15 protein-coding genes are annotated in these 17484 nt (G+C 45.1%); 11 read left to right on the top strand and 4 right to left on the bottom strand.

What is annotated here, in order from left to right; all coding sequences use genetic code 11:
- Positions 1-140 precede the first annotated feature (140 nt).
- The 4 genes from VOR_RS0114565 to phoU are packed head-to-tail and all read left to right on the top strand — an operon-like array spanning position 141 to position 5584.
- Positions 141-2342 (top strand): ABC transporter permease subunit, encoded by a 2202-nt coding sequence (locus VOR_RS0114565; protein ID WP_010320430.1) that lies wholly within the window; start codon positions 141-143, stop codon positions 2340-2342.
- A 39-nt stretch (positions 2343-2381) separates the two neighbouring features.
- Positions 2382-4028 (top strand): phosphate ABC transporter permease PstA, encoded by a 1647-nt coding sequence (gene pstA, locus VOR_RS0114560; RefSeq protein WP_010320429.1) that lies wholly within the window; start codon positions 2382-2384, stop codon positions 4026-4028.
- A 2-nt stretch (positions 4029-4030) separates the two neighbouring features.
- Positions 4031-4849: a phosphate ABC transporter ATP-binding protein PstB gene (gene pstB, locus VOR_RS0114555; protein WP_010320428.1), complete on the top strand. Its 819-nt coding sequence runs from the start codon at positions 4031-4033 to the stop codon at positions 4847-4849.
- Positions 4850-4885: 36 nt separating this feature from the next.
- Complete coding sequence (gene phoU / locus VOR_RS0114550; RefSeq protein ID WP_010320427.1) at positions 4886-5584, top strand: phosphate signaling complex protein PhoU; 699 nt, start codon at positions 4886-4888, stop codon at positions 5582-5584.
- A gap of 66 nt (positions 5585-5650) precedes the next feature.
- Here the strand turns inward: phoU and VOR_RS0114545 are convergent, their stop codons facing one another.
- Together VOR_RS0114545 and VOR_RS0114540 are read right to left on the bottom strand one after the other, a co-directional pair.
- The gene (locus VOR_RS0114545) at positions 5651-6388 is read right to left on the bottom strand and encodes a copper homeostasis protein CutC (protein ID WP_010320426.1); all 738 of its coding nucleotides are present in this window, start codon (positions 6386-6388) and stop codon (positions 5651-5653) included.
- 256 nt (positions 6389-6644) lie between these two features.
- Positions 6645-7256 carry a peroxiredoxin C gene (locus VOR_RS0114540; RefSeq protein WP_010320425.1) on the bottom strand — a complete coding sequence of 204 codons (612 nt, stop codon included), beginning with the start codon at positions 7254-7256 and terminating at the stop codon, positions 6645-6647.
- Between the two features lie 197 nt (positions 7257-7453).
- Here VOR_RS0114540 and VOR_RS0114535 point away from each other — a divergent pair, with 197 nt between their 5' ends.
- Both VOR_RS0114535 and aceB read left to right on the top strand, forming a co-directional pair.
- Positions 7454-8356 carry a hydrogen peroxide-inducible genes activator gene (locus tag VOR_RS0114535; RefSeq protein ID WP_010320424.1) on the top strand — a complete coding sequence of 301 codons (903 nt, stop codon included), beginning with the start codon at positions 7454-7456 and terminating at the stop codon, positions 8354-8356.
- Positions 8357-8947: 591 nt separating this feature from the next.
- On the top strand, positions 8948-10582 hold the full coding sequence (gene aceB / locus VOR_RS0114530; RefSeq protein ID WP_010320423.1) for a malate synthase A: 1635 nt from the start codon (positions 8948-8950) through the stop codon (positions 10580-10582).
- 19 nt (positions 10583-10601) lie between these two features.
- On the opposite strand, the gene VOR_RS18945 is transcribed toward aceB, so the two are convergent.
- A complete protein-coding gene (locus tag VOR_RS18945) occupies positions 10602-10775 on the bottom strand; it encodes a hypothetical protein (RefSeq protein ID WP_010320422.1) in 174 nt (57 codons plus the stop codon).
- On the opposite strand from VOR_RS18945, the gene aceA reads away from it, so the two are divergent.
- Positions 10774-12084 (top strand): isocitrate lyase, encoded by a 1311-nt coding sequence (aceA, locus tag VOR_RS0114520; RefSeq protein ID WP_010320421.1) that lies wholly within the window; start codon positions 10774-10776, stop codon positions 12082-12084. The genes VOR_RS18945 and aceA overlap by 2 nt on opposite strands.
- Positions 12085-12176: 92 nt before the next feature.
- On the opposite strand, the gene VOR_RS0114515 is transcribed toward aceA, so the two are convergent.
- The gene (locus VOR_RS0114515) at positions 12177-12623 is read right to left on the bottom strand and encodes a CBS domain-containing protein (RefSeq protein WP_010320420.1); all 447 of its coding nucleotides are present in this window, start codon (positions 12621-12623) and stop codon (positions 12177-12179) included.
- Positions 12624-12851: 228 nt separating this feature from the next.
- Between VOR_RS0114515 and queA the strand changes: the two genes are divergently transcribed.
- The 4 genes from queA (at position 12852) to secD (ending at position 17480) form a co-directional block, all read left to right on the top strand.
- Entirely contained in the window at positions 12852-13904 is a 1053-nt protein-coding gene (gene queA / locus VOR_RS0114510) for a tRNA preQ1(34) S-adenosylmethionine ribosyltransferase-isomerase QueA (protein WP_010320419.1), read from the top strand.
- A gap of 128 nt (positions 13905-14032) precedes the next feature.
- Positions 14033-15163 carry a tRNA guanosine(34) transglycosylase Tgt gene (gene tgt / locus VOR_RS0114505; protein ID WP_029627237.1) on the top strand — a complete coding sequence of 377 codons (1131 nt, stop codon included), beginning with the start codon at positions 14033-14035 and terminating at the stop codon, positions 15161-15163.
- Between the two features lie 107 nt (positions 15164-15270).
- Positions 15271-15603, top strand: coding sequence for a preprotein translocase subunit YajC (gene yajC / locus VOR_RS0114500; RefSeq protein ID WP_010320417.1), 333 nt, complete (start codon positions 15271-15273; stop codon positions 15601-15603).
- A 20-nt stretch (positions 15604-15623) separates the two neighbouring features.
- Positions 15624-17480 (top strand): protein translocase subunit SecD, encoded by a 1857-nt coding sequence (gene secD / locus VOR_RS0114495; protein WP_010320416.1) that lies wholly within the window; start codon positions 15624-15626, stop codon positions 17478-17480.
- Positions 17481-17484 lie beyond the last annotated feature (4 nt).

Raw genomic sequence — 17484 nt, 5'->3', positions numbered from 1 at the left:
TGCCTTTTATGTGACATTTTTATTTCAAGCGCAGAACTTGAGTATAGTTGTTTTATTTTCAGTCGTTTATTGCGAGTTGTAATATACTTGTCACGAAAATTACATATTATACGCAGACAAAAAAAAGAGTAGAGAGATTGATGGCACCAAGTGAATTTTCATTGAAGGAACGTGACAGAAAACGGCTTATAAAAGATCGTTTGGTTCGCCTTGCAGTGAGTTTTGGTGGCGTGAGTGTGCTTGGCGCTTTAGTGCTGATTTTTGTCTATCTTGCGATGGTTGTTTTCCCTCTTTTTGGTAGTGCAAAAATTGAAAGTAACGTGGCGCAAGTGAGTGTAAGTACATCCAATCCTCAATTTTTGGCCATAGATGAATACGGTGAGAATGCTTTTGTTGTTGACCTTGACGGCAGCATGAACTTTTGGCCCTTGGACGGCAAAACGGAACACGCATTGTGGTCGGATCATCTCCCGATTCGCGTTGATCTTTTTAGCCAAGCTCCCCCGCTGGATGGGTGGTTTGCCGCTAGCAATGTGGCGGGAGAGGTCTTTATTGCTCGCCCTAAATTCAGTTATCTGCATAGCGTGGAAGGTCGTCAGTTTTCTCCTTATCTTGAGCGCGTCAGTTTACCCTCTACCTTTCGGCTGACTCATAAAGCGCAAACATTGCGCCAGTTTGCCTTTTCCGTTACCGATGAGCTTATTTTCTTTGCTTCTTATCTCGACAATGATGAAGTGATAGTACAAACCTTGGCGAGTGATAACGTCGAGTCAATTCAGCGCTTTGTGTTTCAAGGCTCATTTCCTTCTTTGGACCAATTGCTTTTTACGCCAGATGGTAAAACGCTTTATCTTCGCTCAGGGTCCGAATTGGTTGTTGCAGTTAAGAGTCGTCAAGGTTATTTCGTGCGAGAAGTGGTTGATTTAAGCCAAGGTAATTCTGATCGAGCCGTGACACAAATCAACTTATTGTCCGGTGCTTATTCGCTACTGGTGACTCACCGTAACGGCTTAGTGTCACAATGGTTTGATGTGCTGCAAAATGAAGAACGTCAACTGACTCAGATTCGTAAGTTTAAATTAGCGCCGCAGGTGACGCTGTTACTGCCGGATACTTATCGCAAAGGTTTCTACAGTTTCTACCCTAATGGCACAATCCAAAGTCACTATACGACCAGTGAAAAACTGGTGTTGTTTGAGAGGATGTACAACAAAGCCCCTCAATTAGCCGCCATGTCCAATAATGAGCTTTATCTCGCTACGTTGAGCGAGCAGAAGATCAGCGTGGCAAAAGTGGATAATGATTATCCTGAAATATCACTCTCATCATTGTGGCAAAAAGTGTGGTACGAAAGTTATCCAGAGCCTCAATATGTGTGGCAATCGACGTCAGCGAACGATGAATTTGAGCCTAAGTTTAGCCTAGTACCGATAGCCTTTGGCACTCTTAAGGCCGCAGCATACGCAATGTTATTTGCGATACCGATTGCGGTGTTTGGCGCGATTTACACGGCTTATTTTATGTCACCGAGAATGCGCCGAGTGGTGAAGCCGTCGATTGAATTGATGGAAGCGTTACCAACCGTCATTATTGGTTTTTTAGCGGGGTTGTGGTTTGCGCCATTAATTGAAAGCCATCTCGCGGCGGTCGGAGCGTTGCTGCTATTTTTACCCATTGTGATGTTACTCGTTGGACTAGGTTGGCACCTATTACCGAGAGCGTGGGTGCGAAATTTTTCAAATGGGTGGCACGCATTGATACTAATCCCCGTATTAGTCGTTAGTGCAGTCGTTATCTTTTCGCATAGCAGCCAAATTGAAGCTTGGCTATTTGATGGCGATATTCAGATTTATCTCGCGCAAAACGGCATCGATTTTGATCAGCGTAATGCGCTGGTGGTTGGTTTTGCTATGGGCTTTGCCGTCATTCCAACCATTTTCACTATTGCGGAAGATGCGATCTTTTCCGTACCTAAACATCTTTCTGATGGGTCATTAGCATTAGGCGCAACACCTTGGCAGACATTAACCAAAGTGGTGTTGTTAACGGCAAGTCCTGGCATATTCTCGGCGATCATGATGGGTTTGGGGCGAGCCGTCGGAGAAACAATGATCGTTCTTATGGCGACGGGTAATACACCTATTTTAGATTGGAATATTTTAGAAGGGATGCGCACCTTATCGGCAACGATTGCGGTTGAGTTACCAGAGTCGGAAGTGGGGAGCTCCCATTATCGGTTGCTTTTTTTAGCGGCACTATTGCTACTCATGTTCACCTTTTGTGTCAACTCGATTGCTGAATGGGTCAGACAAAGGTTGCGTGCCAAATATCGCGCTTTGTAATCAAGGTGCTTTGTAATCAATTGGGAAAAATCATCATAAATGTTTAAGTGGTTTCAATCAGGTTCACCTTGGATATGGTTAACAGGCGGTGCTGTCAGCATCAGCCTGATTTCGGTATTGGGCTTGCTCCTGTTTATTGGTTGGAAAGGATTAACCTATTTTTGGCCGACGCCACTTTATCAATGGCAAACTCAAGAGGGACAAGCACTGGTTGGTCAGCTCTACTCTGAGGAAAATGTGCCATTAACACACTTAAGAGCGTTAGATATTACGTGGCCCAAAGCCATACTGGATGCTGGGCAAGTGAAGCGGCTCAGTATCAAAGTCGCTAACCGAGAGCGAAATCATGCGGACTTTGTCTCGATACTGGATGTTAAACTGTCGGATAAACAAATGCCTAGCGGGTGGGCGGTAATAGAACGTAAGAGTAACGGACAGTTTTATGGCAAGCCGATTGCTTATGTGCAAACCGATGGAAGCGAGAGTTCGGATGTTCAAACCATGCTCGCTGCAGGAATGCAGGATGTCACGTTATTGAGAGAGCAAATGGACGATGTGATTGACCAAGAGATCCGAGTCATTGGCTTTGCCGCCGAAAAATTACGTTTAGAGAAGCGTCGTAAAGAACTCAATGGAAAGCTAGAACGAACCTATTTAGAGCACTATTTTCATAAAAAGCAGGATTGGGATAGCCAATTAGCTATTGCCGAACAAAAGTTAGATGCGCTGCGCCAGCAAATGAATGGGCCGTCGTTGATTGTTGAAGAGATGAGTGGGCAACGAGTGGCGATTCCACTTAGCCAAATTCTCGATATTTGGTATCCCAATGATATGACTTTGGCGCAAAAATTGGTCCAGTGGGGAAAGCAGGTGTGGCTCTTCCTATCAGAAGATCCCCGCGAATCGAACTCTGAAGGCGGCGTATTTCCAGCCATCTTTGGTACCGTGCTGTTGGTGTTGTTGATGTCGATTATCGTCATGCCACTTGGTGTTGTGGCGGCTATTTATCTGCATGAATACGCAAAAGAGAATCTGTTTACTCGTATCATTCGTGTTGCGGTTATCAACCTTGCTGGTGTGCCATCGATTGTTTATGGGGTGTTTGGTCTGGGTTTTTTTGTTTACACCATAGGCTCATCGATTGATACGCTACTCTATAGCGAAAGGTTACCGGCCCCTACTTTTGGCACGCCTGGATTACTGTGGTCGGCGCTCACATTAGCCGTGTTAACTCTACCCGTAGTGATTGTAACGACTGAAGAAGGGTTAACACGGATTCCCAGCGCAGTACGCCATGGCTCGTTAGCATTGGGCGCTACCCATTTTGAGACGATTTGGCGCATAGTATTGCCGATGGCAAGCCCTGCGATTATTACTGGGCTTATTCTCGCCATTGCGCGAGCCGCGGGTGAGGTTGCCCCTTTGATGCTGGTGGGTGTGGTCAAACTGGCGTCAAGTTTTCCTGTAGATGGCGAATTTCCCTTTGTACATCTTGAGCGAAAATTCATGCACTTAGGTTTTCATATTTACGATGTTGGTTTCCAAACGACCAACATCGAAGCGGCTAGGCCACTGGTGTACGCCACTTCATTTTTATTGGTGACAGTGATTGTGGCACTGAATTTAACGGCCATCAGTATCCGCAATAACTTGCGTGAGAAGTATCGAACGTTAGGGCAAGATTAATTATGTTTTCCATCAATCAAACTTTGGGTTATCACGCCCCGTTAGATGTTAATAATCTGAGCGATCAACAAACGGCGATTGCGATTGAAGATCTGAATCTGTTCTATAAACAGACTTGTGCGCTGAGCCATATCTCAATGCGTATTCCCAAAGGACAAGTAACGGCGTTTATCGGCCCTTCCGGTTGTGGTAAATCAACCTTACTGCGCTGTATTAACCGGATGAACGATCTGGTCGAAGGGTGTCGAGTTGAAGGTGAAGTCAAACTTCATGGTAGAAACGTCTATCACCCAGATGTGGATGTTGCCACGTTGCGCCGCCGAGTGGGGATGGTATTCCAACGACCCAACCCATTTCCGAAATCCATTTATGAAAACGTAGTGTATGGGCTTCGTCTACAGGGAATTAAAAATAGCCGTACTTTAGATGACTCCGTTGAGCGAGCTTTAAGAGCCGCTGCGTTATGGGATGAAGTGAAGCATCGCCTACATGAAAATGCATTTGGCCTTTCGGGTGGGCAGCAGCAACGCTTAGTGATCGCCAGAGCGATTGCTATTGAGCCAGAGGTGCTGTTGCTTGATGAGCCAACGTCCGCGTTAGACCCTATTTCTACTTTGACCATCGAAGAGTTGATTAACGATCTCAAAACCAAATACACAGTGGTGATTGTGACGCATAACATGCAACAAGCGGCAAGAGTGAGCGATCATACGGCTTTTATCCATATGGGGAAATTGATTGAGTATGCGGATACTGACTCTATTTTCACCTCCCCATTGAAAAAACAAACGGAAGACTATATTACTGGTCGATATGGTTAATACTTTCGTCAATAGCGATATTCAAAAGGAACGATGATGCATCTAGGTCGCCACATTTCAGGACAGTTCAATGTTGAACTTGAATCGATTCGCACTCATGTATTGACGATGGGCGGGCTGGTGGAGCAACAACTCTCTTTTGCGATGCAAGCATTGCATAAAGATGATGCCGATCTGGCCAGAAAAGTCGTTCGGGATGATCACAAAGTGAATGCGATGGAAGTCTCTATTGATGAGGCTTGCACGCGTATTATCGCTAAGCGACAACCGACAGCCAAGGATCTGCGCTTGATCATGGCGATCATCAAAACCATTACCGACCTTGAACGAATTGGTGATGTTGCCACCAAAATTGCCTACGTCACTATCGAAAGCCCTTCACCTAAAGAGAGCAAATTTCGAGTTTCTCTTGAACCCTTATGCCGGCAAGCCATTGCAATGTTGCACCAAGTGTTGGATGCGTTTGCGCGGATGGATCTTGAATCGGCTGCTGAAGTGTACCGCTTGGATGACAAGCTGGATGCCGAATATGAAGCAGTGATCCGCCAACTGATGACCTATATGATGGAAGACCCTAAAAATATCCCACATATATTACAAGTCATGTGGTCTGCACGAGCCATCGAACGTGTTGGTGATCGCTGCCAGAATATTTGCGAATACATCATCTATTTTGTTAAAGGTAAGGATGTGCGCCACTTAGGTAAACAATCGATTGATGACATCCTCAAATAGCCTTTTGGGTAAAGTAAGGTGAAGGAAAGTGATTCACCTTACATCAAGACATAACGGTCGCCGAAGTTAAGAAAGCTGGCGTAATACCTCTTGGATTTTAGCCGGATCGGTAATTGGGATGAGGGTGTCATCGACAGACTCTTGGCCCATTTTCACCGCATTGGCGATCATATCCATGCTACTTGCACGCGTGGTTTTGCCGGACAAATGCACTTCAGTGATGCCCGTTTCACGGATAATGTCAGCCACGTTTGATGCGTTTAAGCCAGCCCCAGCCATAATAGAGAATCGACCATTCGCCAGTTTCACCATGTGTGCAATTACGGCTCGTCCAGCATAGGCATCTGGCGCTAACCCTGAAGTAAGTACACGCTCACACCCTAATTTTGCAATGTCTTCAATCGCTTGTTCATAGCTGTGGCATTGATCAATCGCACGGTGGAAAGTGGTACCCAGCCCTTGCGCGGCTTGCATCATCAGTAAGCTTGCTTCAAGGTTGATGGTGCGATTTGGATTCAAAATACCAAAGACGATGCCGTCTAGTCCCGCCTGTTTTGCCATCTCGATATCGATCAACATCGAATCGAGATCATCCTGATCATAAAGAAAGTCTCCTTGACGTGGACGAATCATCGCATAAACAGGAACGCTCGAAATTTGCGCGGCCTTTTTCATTAAACCAAAGCTGGGCGTCAGTCCACCCAATGCGAGCGACGAACACAATTCAATGCGAGTAGCCCCGCCTTTAATGGCGTTGTGTAGCGATTCAATATTATCAATACACACTTCAACTTGAATATTCATAGCAAAATCCTGCTGGAAAAATTTGGTTAATGTTAGCAAGTTAGAGTAGTGACGTCAGTGTGATTGAGGTGAGAAATAGGGGTAAAGTTTACCAACCAATGCTGCCTCATTTTCGCTAAATGAACGACAACGAAAAAGCCCAAAGCGTTAGCTTTGGGCTTGGATAAGGACTTTACTTCTTAACTGATTGGCGATGCGTTTTACGCTTTATTATATGTCCAACCATTGACCCGAGTTGAGCGCGGGCTAAGGAGAATTATTTCTTGCCTAGGTCGTCTGAGTGCTCAGCTAGGAATGCTGCAACACCTTTTGGAGATGCATCCATACCGGCTTTACCTTCTTCCCACTGTGCTGGGCACACTTCACCATTCTTTTGGTGGAAGTTAAGCGCATCAACCATACGTAGCATTTCGTCGATGTTACGGCCTAGTGGTAGGTCGTTGACAACTTGGTGACGTACAAGACCATCTTCGTCGATGAGGAAAGAACCACGGAAAGCAACGCCGGCTTCTGGGTGCTCAACATCGTACGCTTTACAGATTTCGTGCTTCACGTCAGCGATTAGCGGGTATTTCACTTGGCCAATACCGCCGTTTTCGATAGCGGTGTTACGCCATGCGTTGTGAGAGAATTGAGAATCGATAGATACACCGATTACTTCAACGCCTTTCGCTTGGAAATCTTCGAAGCGTTTGTCAAAAGCGATAAGCTCTGATGGGCAAACGAAAGTGAAGTCTAGTGGGTAGAAGAAAACAACCGCTTTCTTACCTTTAGTAAATTCTGCGAAGTTGAAGCTATCAACGATTTCACCGTTACCAAGAACAGCTGCTGCAGTAAAATCAGGGGCTTTACGACCAACTAGTACCATTTTTTTGCTCCTAAGAATGAGATTTAGTTCCAAACCAGTGATGAGTACTGGCCTAGTCCGTTTTTGAACGAGACAAACTATAGTACAGATTGTAGGATAGTAAAAAGCGAAATAAATAGATTAGTCTCATCGAAAAAAACGATGAGTTCTAATGGCGAAATCAGAAACGGCACACAAAATAAGATAATAGTAGAACGATGAATAAATGGCCTAGTTTGAAGCAGTTGCATTATTTAGTAACACTCCACGAAACACGACATTTTAGTGATGCCGCTGAACGTTGTTTTGTTAGTCAATCTACCCTAAGTAAAGGGATCCAAAATTTAGAGGAATTAATAGGCTGCCCGCTTTATGAAAAGGACAAGAAAGCTCCGTTAGTGTTTACTCAAGCAGGAGAGCTGGTTGTTAGCCAAGGAAGAGAATTGCTTGCCAAAGGGCAAGATTTAGTGGAACTCGGCAAGGTTTGTCAAGGCGATGAGATGCAGGGGCAACTTAAGTTAGGTTGCATTCCAACCATTGCTCCATTTTTACTGTGTGATTTAGTGCAAGAAGTGAATGTCCGCTTTCCTAAGTTGAACTTATTATTGCGAGAAGATACGACGACGAACCTTTTGGCTGCACTGCGCCATGGTGAGCTTGATGTGTTGATTTTGGCTTTGCCTGTCGATATCGGCAAAATGGAGAGCCGAGTCGTGGGGATTGATCCATTCAAAATGGTGATCAGCCGCCATCAAATGGATAGCATCCGTATGCCAATCAAGTATGCTGACCTGCCTGATGAATCGGTGTTTTTGCTCGAAAATGTGCACTGTTTAACGGATCATGCTGTGTCGGCTTGCAAGTTAACCGCCAAAGAGAAAATTAATCCATTTACCGCAACCAGTTTACACACCTTAGTGCAGATGGTTGCCAATGGTTTAGGGACGACTTTCATTCCACAAATGGCAATCAATCATGGCTTAGTTGAAAACCAAAATTTAGTGGTCATCGAGCCTCCTGGCCAGCAAGCGTATCGAGAGATTGGTTTAGTCTGGCGGCCAAGTTCATCGCGAACTCACACTTTTAAGCAGTTAGCGGATGTGGTTTCTGGTTTACTTTAGCGATTAGTCTTACTCTTTCTTTGGCCTAAAAAATCAAAAAGTCACTTTAAACGTGGCTTTTTTTAGTTTTTTATTCTGTTAGTGTTTTTAAACTTGTAAAATTTTACAAACAATTCTTGATGAAGTTTTCATAAAATCAAAAATATTTACAGCCACAATTTTACACATCCTATTTTCTCTTGCGTTTAAAAATAAGGCATCTGTCTCGCTCGGTTAGTCGTAAATTCAAGCCTTACTGCGTCTGACATCATTTCGAACGTCTGTTTAAAACTAAAATCTGCCTTTTTGAGTTGTGTAATTAAATAACGTAACAACTTTCACATTTGGCAGGAAAATCAAACATGGGTTTGAAACGGGATAAAACTTTGTTTTTAACCTTTTATTAACTTTGGCTCTTTTGCTGAATGATGAGTTGATGTAAGGTTTAATAAGGTTTTGTAAGACTTATGTCTAGCTTGGTTAGGCTTGAAATATTGGATTGGCTGAGAGAAAGTATCGGTAGAGATAAGTCAGTGGATAGCAAAAAATGAGCATTTGAATTTGTAGTTTTTAAATTACAAATGTAGTTGGAATGGTTTAAGGAAGAACGTTATGTTTGCACAGACCCCAGAAACAGAGTTAGTACTCAGTAAAGAACACCACGAAGCCAAGCTTGAGGTTGTTGGTGCCGTTGGCTCACATCACCACGCTATTTTCCCTTCAGAAGCCCAAATCTTCTTGTCCACTCTGTGTGCTAAATTTGCAAGCCGTGTTGATTCGCTGCTGGATGCTCGAGAAGAGCGACAAACACGTATTGATAACGGAGAACTGCCGGATTTTCTCAAGGATACGCAAGATATTCGCGAAGGAAGCTGGAAAATTCTCGGTATCCCACACGATTTACAAGATCGTCGAGTGGAGATTACGGGGCCAACCGACCGAAAAATGGTGATCAATGCATTGAATGCTAACGTCAAAGTGTTCATGGCGGATTTTGAGGATTCGATGTCACCAGCATGGGATAAAGTGCTGGATGGGCAAGTCAATTTGCGTGATGCCATTGAAGGAACCATTAGCTATACCAACCCTGACAATGGTAAGTGCTACCAGCTTAAAGATAACCCAGCGGTGCTCATTTGTCGGGTACGGGGTCTGCACCTTAAAGAAAAGCATGTTAAATATGCAGGGCAAAGTATTCCGGGTTCGCTGTTTGATTTTGCACTCTACTTTTACAACAACTATAAATCATTGCTTAAAAAAGGCAGCGGCCCTTATTTTTATCTTCCAAAACTTCAGGCCTATCAAGAAGCAAAGTGGTGGAGTGACGTTTTCCATTTTACCGAAGAGTATTTTGGGTTAGAAACTGGCACCATTAAAGCCACCGTATTGATTGAAACCTTACCTGCTGTGTTCGAGATGGACGAAATATTGTTCTCGCTTAAAGAACACATTGTCGGCTTAAATTGTGGCCGCTGGGATTACATTTTCAGTTATATCAAGACATTGAAAAATTATCCGGATCGGGTGCTACCCGATCGCCAAGTTGTCACAATGGAAAAGCCGTTTCTTAACGCCTATTCACGCTTACTGATCTACACCTGTCATAAGCGTGGCGCATTTGCGATGGGCGGTATGGCCGCGTTCATTCCAGCTAAAGATCCCCAAGAAAATCAGTTGGTTCTCGATAAAATTCATCACGATAAATTACTCGAAGCCAATAATGGTCATGACGGTACTTGGGTTGCCCATCCCGGTTTAGCGGATACGGCAAAAGCGGTCTTTGACCAAGTACTTGGCGAACGTTGTAACCAATTAGATGTTACGCGTCTGTCTGATGCGCCGATTCATGCCAATGAGCTGTTGACCCCGTGTGAAGGGGAACGTACCGAACATGGCATGCGTCATAATATTCGAGTTGCACTTCAGTACATCGAAGCATGGATCTCCGGTAATGGCTGTGTCCCCATTTATGGTTTGATGGAAGATGCGGCGACCGCAGAGATTTCTCGAGCGTCAATATGGCAATGGATCAAGCATGGAAAAGCCTTGGATAACGGTCAGATTGTGACCAAAGCGCTTTTTGAGCAGTATCTTGCGCAAGAAATTGAAGTCGTGAAACAGGAAATCGGCACGCAGCGATTTGCACAAGGACGATTTAGCGAAGCGGCACAATTGATGGCTCGCTTAACTACCAGCGATGAGCTGACTCATTTTCTCACCGTTCCGGGTTATGACTACCTAGATTGATGAGATTTAAAACCAATATCTAATAACCAATATCTAATAACCAATATCTAATAACCAATAACCAATAACCAATAACCAATAACCAATTACTGACAACCAATAACGTGAAGCTGTTTTCGAAAGCAGAATAGGTCGTACTGCTGAGAAAAGGATGACAGTGCGCTTGCGCATCAAAATAAGAGGGATAGACCATGACATTAACTCGCCGCCAACAAATCGAAGCTCTAGAAAAAGATTGGGCAACCAACCCACGCTGGAAAAATGTAAAGCGTACTTATACTGCTGCTGAAGTGGTTGACCTGCGCGGTTCAATCACTCCAGCCAACACCTTGGCCCAATGTGGCGCTGATAAATTGTGGTCACTGGTTAACGGCAGTGCCAAAAAAGGTTATGTGAACTGTTTGGGTGCATTGACAGGTGGCCAAGCGGTACAACAAGCCAAAGCGGGAATTGAGGCGATTTATCTCTCCGGCTGGCAAGTAGCGGCAGACAACAACACCGCTTCCACCATGTACCCAGACCAATCACTCTATCCAGTCGATTCTGTTCCATCGGTGGTCAAGCGCATCAACAACTCGTTTCGTCGTGCCGATCAAATTCAGTGGGCGGCCGGAAAATCACCGGAAGATGAAGGTGGTATTGATTACTTCTTACCGATTGTGGCCGATGCTGAAGCCGGTTTTGGTGGCGTACTCAATGCTTACGAGTTGATGAAGTCGATGATTGAAGCTGGAGCGGCCGGTGTGCACTTTGAAGATCAGTTGGCGTCAGTAAAAAAATGCGGACACATGGGCGGCAAGGTTTTAGTTCCGACTCAAGAGGCGGTTCAAAAATTGATTGCCGCTCGTTTAGCTGCTGATGTAGCGGGGACAACGACACTGGTTATTGCTCGTACTGATGCAAATGCGGCCGATTTACTGACTTCTGATTGTGATGAATACGATCGTGATTTCATTCAGGGTGAGCGTACTCAAGAAGGTTTCTACCGTGTGAATGCTGGGATTGAGCAAGCGATTTCACGCGGCCTCGCTTATGCGCCGTATGCTGATCTCGTGTGGTGTGAAACCGCTAAGCCTGATTTGGATGAAGCGCGCCAATTTGCCGAAGCAATTTTAGCGCAATACCCAGATCAACTGCTGGCTTATAACTGTTCTCCCTCTTTCAACTGGGAGAAAAACTTGGACGCAGACACCATTGCTCGTTTCCAGCAAGAGTTGTCGGACATGGGGTACAAATATCAATTCATCACCTTAGCGGGCATTCATAACATGTGGTACAACATGTTTGAGTTAGCACACGCTTACGCGCAAGGCGAAGGTATGCGTCATTACGTTGAGAAAGTTCAGCGTCCAGAGTTTGAAGCAGCATCAAGAGGTTATACCTTTGTTGCACACCAACAAGAGGTGGGAACGGGTTACTTTGACCGGATGACCAATACCATCCAAGGTGGCAGCTCTTCCGTGACCGCGTTAACGGGCTCTACCGAAGAAGACCAATTTTAATTAGCTATACTTCCCAATCATTATCTGTGTAACACCTTTGAGCGGCGTAAGCCGCTCTTTTTTATGTGAGGTACTTATATAGGGAGTGAGCGTTAATCAATATCGACTTCGTCCGGTTCACTCTCTTCTTGTAGCTCAAGTAAGGTAACAGCTACTCCAATAAAGTCCGTGTCAGTAATAATGCCCACTAGTTGGCCTTTATCTACAACGGGTAAGCAGCCTACTTTATGTTTTTGCATGTAGATGGCACTCTCTTTTAAGCCCGCTCGTGGGTCAACCGTCATAATTTCAGTATGCATCACCTCATATAACGGCGTTGTCAGTGTATATGATTGATCTTCAGGGATGTTTTTTAAGCTCGACTCTTGCGCGGCAAGAATATCTCGATGAGTAATGATACCGAGCAGTTTTTTGTGTGGATCGACGATAGGGATATGGCGAATATCCAACGCTTCCATAGTGTGCTTAGCATCGGCTAACGTGTGTGTACGCAACAGGGTATGGGGGTTGCGAGTCATCATGTCTTCAATTTTGATCATAACGAGCTCCTTTTTATTATTGACCTGATTCAACTATAGTTTTTTCTGCGCAAAAGATCTGAGAGCTCCCGCTATTTTTACTTTGATTGATGCGTAAAGATTGGGTGCCATTTTCATGTTTAATTACATTAAATTTAGATCTGGGTCTGACGAGCGAAGCAGTTTGCGTATATACTACGGCGCTTAAAAAAATTACGTCATCCACTCAAAACGAACAAGATAAGAACTATGCAAGTTTCAGACTTTCACTTTGAACTTCCCGATGAGCTGATTGCTCGTTACCCAACGGCTGAACGTACGGCGAGTCGCTTACTGCAATTAGACGGTAACAGCGGTGAACTGGCGGATGGCTCATTTAAAGACGTTCTTGACCGAGTTCAGCCCGGCGATTTATTGGTTTTTAACAATACACGTGTCATCCCGGCTCGCATGTTTGGGCGCAAAGCTTCAGGCGGAAAACTGGAAGTATTGGTCGAACGAATGTTGGATGAACAGACGATTTTAGCTCATGTTCGCTCATCTAAGCCGCCAAAACCGGGCAGTGAGTTGTATTTGGGAGAGCGTGACGAATATCATGCACAGATGGTGGCTCGCCATGACGCGTTGTTCGAGATTCGTTTTACAGCGTCAAAGACGGTACTGGAGATCTTAAATGAGATTGGTCATATGCCGTTGCCGCCTTACATTGACCGTCCTGATGAAGATGCTGATAAAGAGCGTTATCAAACCGTATACAACCAAAAACCGGGAGCTGTCGCTGCACCGACCGCCGGTTTGCATTTCGATGAGGCTCTGCTTGAACAAATCAAAGCGAAAGGCGTCGAATTTGCTTATGTAACCTTGCATGTTGGTGCTGGAACCTTCCAGCCAGTACGAGTCGACAATATTCACGATCACCATATGCATGCAGAATATGTTGAAGTGCCACAAGAGGTAGTCGATGCCGTCAACGCGACGAAAGCGCGTGGTGGTCGAGTGATCGCTGTTGGAACTACGTCGGTGCGCTCACTGGAAAGTGCCGCGCAAGATGCGCTTAAAAAGGGCACTGAGCTGGTTCCTTTTTTCGGTGACACTGAAATTTTCATCTTCCCTGGTTATGAATATCAGTTGGTGGATTGCTTAATCACCAACTTCCACTTGCCAGAGTCGACACTGATTATGCTCGTCAGCGCTTTTGCAGGTTATGAGCATACTATGGCCGCGTACGCGCATGCCGTGAAACATCAATATCGTTTCTTTAGTTATGGTGATGCGATGTTTATCACCAAGAACACCAATTAACGAGTGCTAGCATTACGCTAGGAGAAGAAGCTCCGCTTCGTTTTTCGCTAGGAATTGGCGACCGCTCTAGAGGGGTGCTTGCACCTAATCATGATACGTCAGACTGTTTCTCTGACATTGGAGGCTTCGTGAAGTTAACATACGAACTTAAAAAGAAAAACGGAAATGCTCGCCGTGGGCAATTAACCTTTGAACGTGGCATAGTGCAAACACCGGCATTCATGCCTGTAGGTACTTACGGCACAGTAAAAGGTATGACACCGGAAGAAGTAAAAGAGACGGGCGCAGAAATTTTGCTCGGTAATACTTTTCACCTGTGGCTGCGCCCTGGCCAAGAAGTGATGAAAATGCACGGCGACTTGCATGATTTTATGAACTGGCAAGGCCCAATCCTCACCGATTCTGGTGGTTTCCAAGTGTTTAGCTTGGGTGATATTCGCAAAATCACGGAAGAAGGGGTGCATTTTCGTAACCCAGTAAATGGTGACAAGATTTTCATGGACGCAGAAAAGTCGATGGAAATTCAAAAAGATCTGGGCTCTGACATTGTGATGATTTTCGATGAGTGTACGCCGTACCCTGCGACGCACGACGAAGCGAAAAAATCAATGGAGATGTCTTTACGTTGGGCGCAGCGTTCACGTGACCATTTCGACAAATTAGAGAACACCAACTCGCTATTTGGTATCGTGCAAGGCAGTGTTTACGAAGATTTGCGTGATGTTTCCGTGAAAGGCTTAACCGAGATCGGATTTGATGGCTACGCGGTTGGTGGCTTAGCGGTGGGTGAACCTAAAGAAGACATGCACCGTGTACTTGAGCACACCTGTCCACAATTGCCAGAAGACAAACCACGCTACCTGATGGGCGTAGGTAAACCTGAAGACTTAGTGGAAGGGGTACGTCGCGGTATCGATATGTTTGACTGTGTGATGCCAACGCGAAATGCACGTAATGGCCATCTATTTGTGACGGGTGGTGTGATCAAGATCCGTAATGCAGCACATAAAACCGATACAACTGCGCTGGATCCACATTGTGACTGTTACACTTGCAAAAATTATTCGAAGTCGTATTTACACCATCTGGATCGTTGTAACGAAATTCTGGGTGCGCGTTTAAATACTATTCATAACTTACGTTATTACCAACGCCTGATGGCAAGCATTCGTTTAGCGATTGAAGAAGATCGCTTCGACGCGTTTGTTGAGGAGTTTTATGCTCGTCGCAATCGTGAAGTTCCACCAATGGGCCAATAACGGTTTTGCTGCGTTTTGCTTAATTTGTGAAGTGATAAACTTGAAATTAAGCCAACGCAGCCCAATTAGAATTACATTACACAACAATATTTTAGAGGACGTTTTCAATGAGTTTAATTTCTGTAGCACACGCAGCAGGTGAAGGTGCATCACAAGGTGGCGGTTATGAAATGCTGATCATGCTTGGTATGTTTGCGGTTATTTTCTATTTCATGATTTACCGCCCACAAGCCAAGCGTGTTAAAGAGCATAAAAACTTGATGGCAGCGATGAGTAAAGGTGATGAAGTGCTAACCAGTGGCGGTTTAGTGGGTAAAATCACTAAAATCGCAGAAGACAGCGATTACATCTCTATCGAACTGAACGTGAACAATGAAATTGTAATCAAAAAAGATTTCATTACAGCGGTGCTACCAAAAGGTACGCTTAAGTCTTTATAAACAGCTAAAGGATCCTCGCTGTGCTAAACCGTTATCCGTTATGGAAGTATTTGTTAGTGGTGTTCGCCATCACTCTCTCTGCTTTATATGCACTTCCAAATATTTACGGTGAAGATCCGGCAATTCAAATTACAGGGGCGCGTGGCGCCTCTGTTGATATGTCAACGCTGGATGCTGTCACCAAAGCTCTTGATAAAGAGAGCCTTTCTCATAAATCCATTGCTCTAGAGAATGGATCAATTCTTGTTCGATTTAACGATACCGATACCCAAATCAGTGCGCGTGATGTGGTGAGTGAAGCGTTAGGCAAAGATACAATTGTTGCACTTAACCTTGCTCCTTCAACGCCTTCTTGGTTGGAATCGATTGGCGCGGCACCGATGAAGCTTGGCCTTGATCTGCGTGGTGGTGTTCACTTCTTAATGGAAGTGGATATGGACGCTGCGATGGAAAAATTGATTGGCCAGCAAGAAGAAGCGTTTCGCAGCGAACTGCGTGATGACAAAATTCGCTACCGAGCCATTCGCTCAGTGGGCAACGACCGAGTGGAAGTCACTTTGCGTGACGATGAGCAATTAGCGCAAGCACAGCAAGCATTAACGTCGAAACATCCTGATATGATTTTTACTACGTCTAAGGCTGACGGTCGCTTTGCGCTGATTGCTCTATTTACCGAGCAGCGTTTGCAGGAAGTTCGAAATTACGCCGTTGAGCAGAACATCACGATTTTGCGTAACCGTGTTAACGAATTAGGGGTCGCTGAACCCTTAGTGCAACGTCAAGGTGCCAGCCGCATTGTGGTTGAGTTACCGGGGGTTCAAGATACCGCTCGTGCTAAAGAGATTCTTGGCGCAACCGCGACTCTTGAGTTTCGTGAAGTTGATGACAAGGCTGATTTAGCCGCCGCGGCTTCTGGTCGTGCTCCTGCTGGGAGTGAAATCAAATCCGATCGTAATGGTCGCCCGGTTGTCTTGAAAAAACGCGTGATTCTAGGTGGTCAAAGTATCACGGATGCCAGCTCTAGCATGGATGAATATGGTCGCCCGCAAGTGAACATTTCGTTAGATAGCGAAGGCGGAAATAAGATGTCGGCGTTCTCTAAAAAGAACATTGGCAAGCTTATGGCAACGGTATTTGCAGAGTACAAAGACAGCGGCCGTCGGACAGCTGATGGCAAAGTGATTCTCGATAAGCATGAAGAAGTGATCAACCAAGCAACGATTCAGTCGGCTCTTGGGCGTAACTTCCGTATCACGGGAATTGACTCTGCTGCAGAAGCTCAAAACCTTGCACTTTTACTGCGTGCAGGTGCGTTAATTGCGCCAATCTCTATTGTTGAAGAGCGTACCATTGGCCCATCAATGGGACAGCAAAATATTGATATGGGCATTCAAGCCTGCATCTGGGGTATGGTTGCGGTGATGCTCTTTACGCTGCTTTACTACCGTGGTTTTGGCTTGATTGCCAATATTGCATTGATGGCGAACCTTGTGCTCATTATTGGTGTAATGTCGATGATCCCCGGTGCGACAATGACCTTGCCGGGTATTGCGGGCATCGTATTGACGGTCGGTATGGCCGTGGATGCTAACGTTCTGATCTTCGAGCGTATTCGTGAAGAGCTCCGTGATGGCCGAAATCCACAACAAGCTATCCACCAAGGCTATGCTAACGCGTTCAGTACCATTGCTGATGCCAACATCACTACGTTGATCACGGCAATTATTCTATTTGCTGTGGGTACTGGAGCCATCAAAGGGTTTGCCGTCACACTTTCCATCGGTATTTTAACCTCAATGTTTACCGCTATTATCGGGACTCGCTGTATCGTGAACTTGATATACGGTGGTAAACGCATTAAAAAATTGTCGATCTAAGGCT

This window comes from Vibrio ordalii ATCC 33509 (genome assembly GCA_000257205.1).
GTDB lineage: Bacteria > Pseudomonadota > Gammaproteobacteria > Enterobacterales > Vibrionaceae > Vibrio > Vibrio ordalii.
The sequence above is the reverse complement of the archived record's forward strand: the minus strand, read 5'-3'. Positions and strand labels throughout refer to the sequence as shown.

Coding starts and splice junctions, on each gene's coding strand:
- phoU (WP_010320427.1), top strand. CDS start 4,886: ATGCATCTAGGTCGCCACATTTCAGGACAGTTCAATGTTGAACTTGAA.
- VOR_RS0114545 (WP_010320426.1), bottom strand. CDS start 6,388: ATGAATATTCAAGTTGAAGTGTGTATTGATAATATTGAATCGCTACAC.
- yajC (WP_010320417.1), top strand. CDS start 15,271: ATGAGTTTAATTTCTGTAGCACACGCAGCAGGTGAAGGTGCATCACAA.
- pstA (WP_010320429.1), top strand. CDS start 2,382: ATGTTTAAGTGGTTTCAATCAGGTTCACCTTGGATATGGTTAACAGGC.
- VOR_RS0114535 (WP_010320424.1), top strand. CDS start 7,454: ATGAATAAATGGCCTAGTTTGAAGCAGTTGCATTATTTAGTAACACTC.
- pstB (WP_010320428.1), top strand. CDS start 4,031: ATGTTTTCCATCAATCAAACTTTGGGTTATCACGCCCCGTTAGATGTT.
- aceB (WP_010320423.1), top strand. CDS start 8,948: ATGTTTGCACAGACCCCAGAAACAGAGTTAGTACTCAGTAAAGAACAC.
- queA (WP_010320419.1), top strand. CDS start 12,852: ATGCAAGTTTCAGACTTTCACTTTGAACTTCCCGATGAGCTGATTGCT.
- VOR_RS0114565 (WP_010320430.1), top strand. CDS start 141: ATGGCACCAAGTGAATTTTCATTGAAGGAACGTGACAGAAAACGGCTT.
- VOR_RS0114515 (WP_010320420.1), bottom strand. CDS start 12,623: ATGATCAAAATTGAAGACATGATGACTCGCAACCCCCATACCCTGTTG.
- aceA (WP_010320421.1), top strand. CDS start 10,774: ATGACATTAACTCGCCGCCAACAAATCGAAGCTCTAGAAAAAGATTGG.
- VOR_RS18945 (WP_010320422.1), bottom strand. CDS start 10,775: ATGGTCTATCCCTCTTATTTTGATGCGCAAGCGCACTGTCATCCTTTT.
- VOR_RS0114540 (WP_010320425.1), bottom strand. CDS start 7,256: ATGGTACTAGTTGGTCGTAAAGCCCCTGATTTTACTGCAGCAGCTGTT.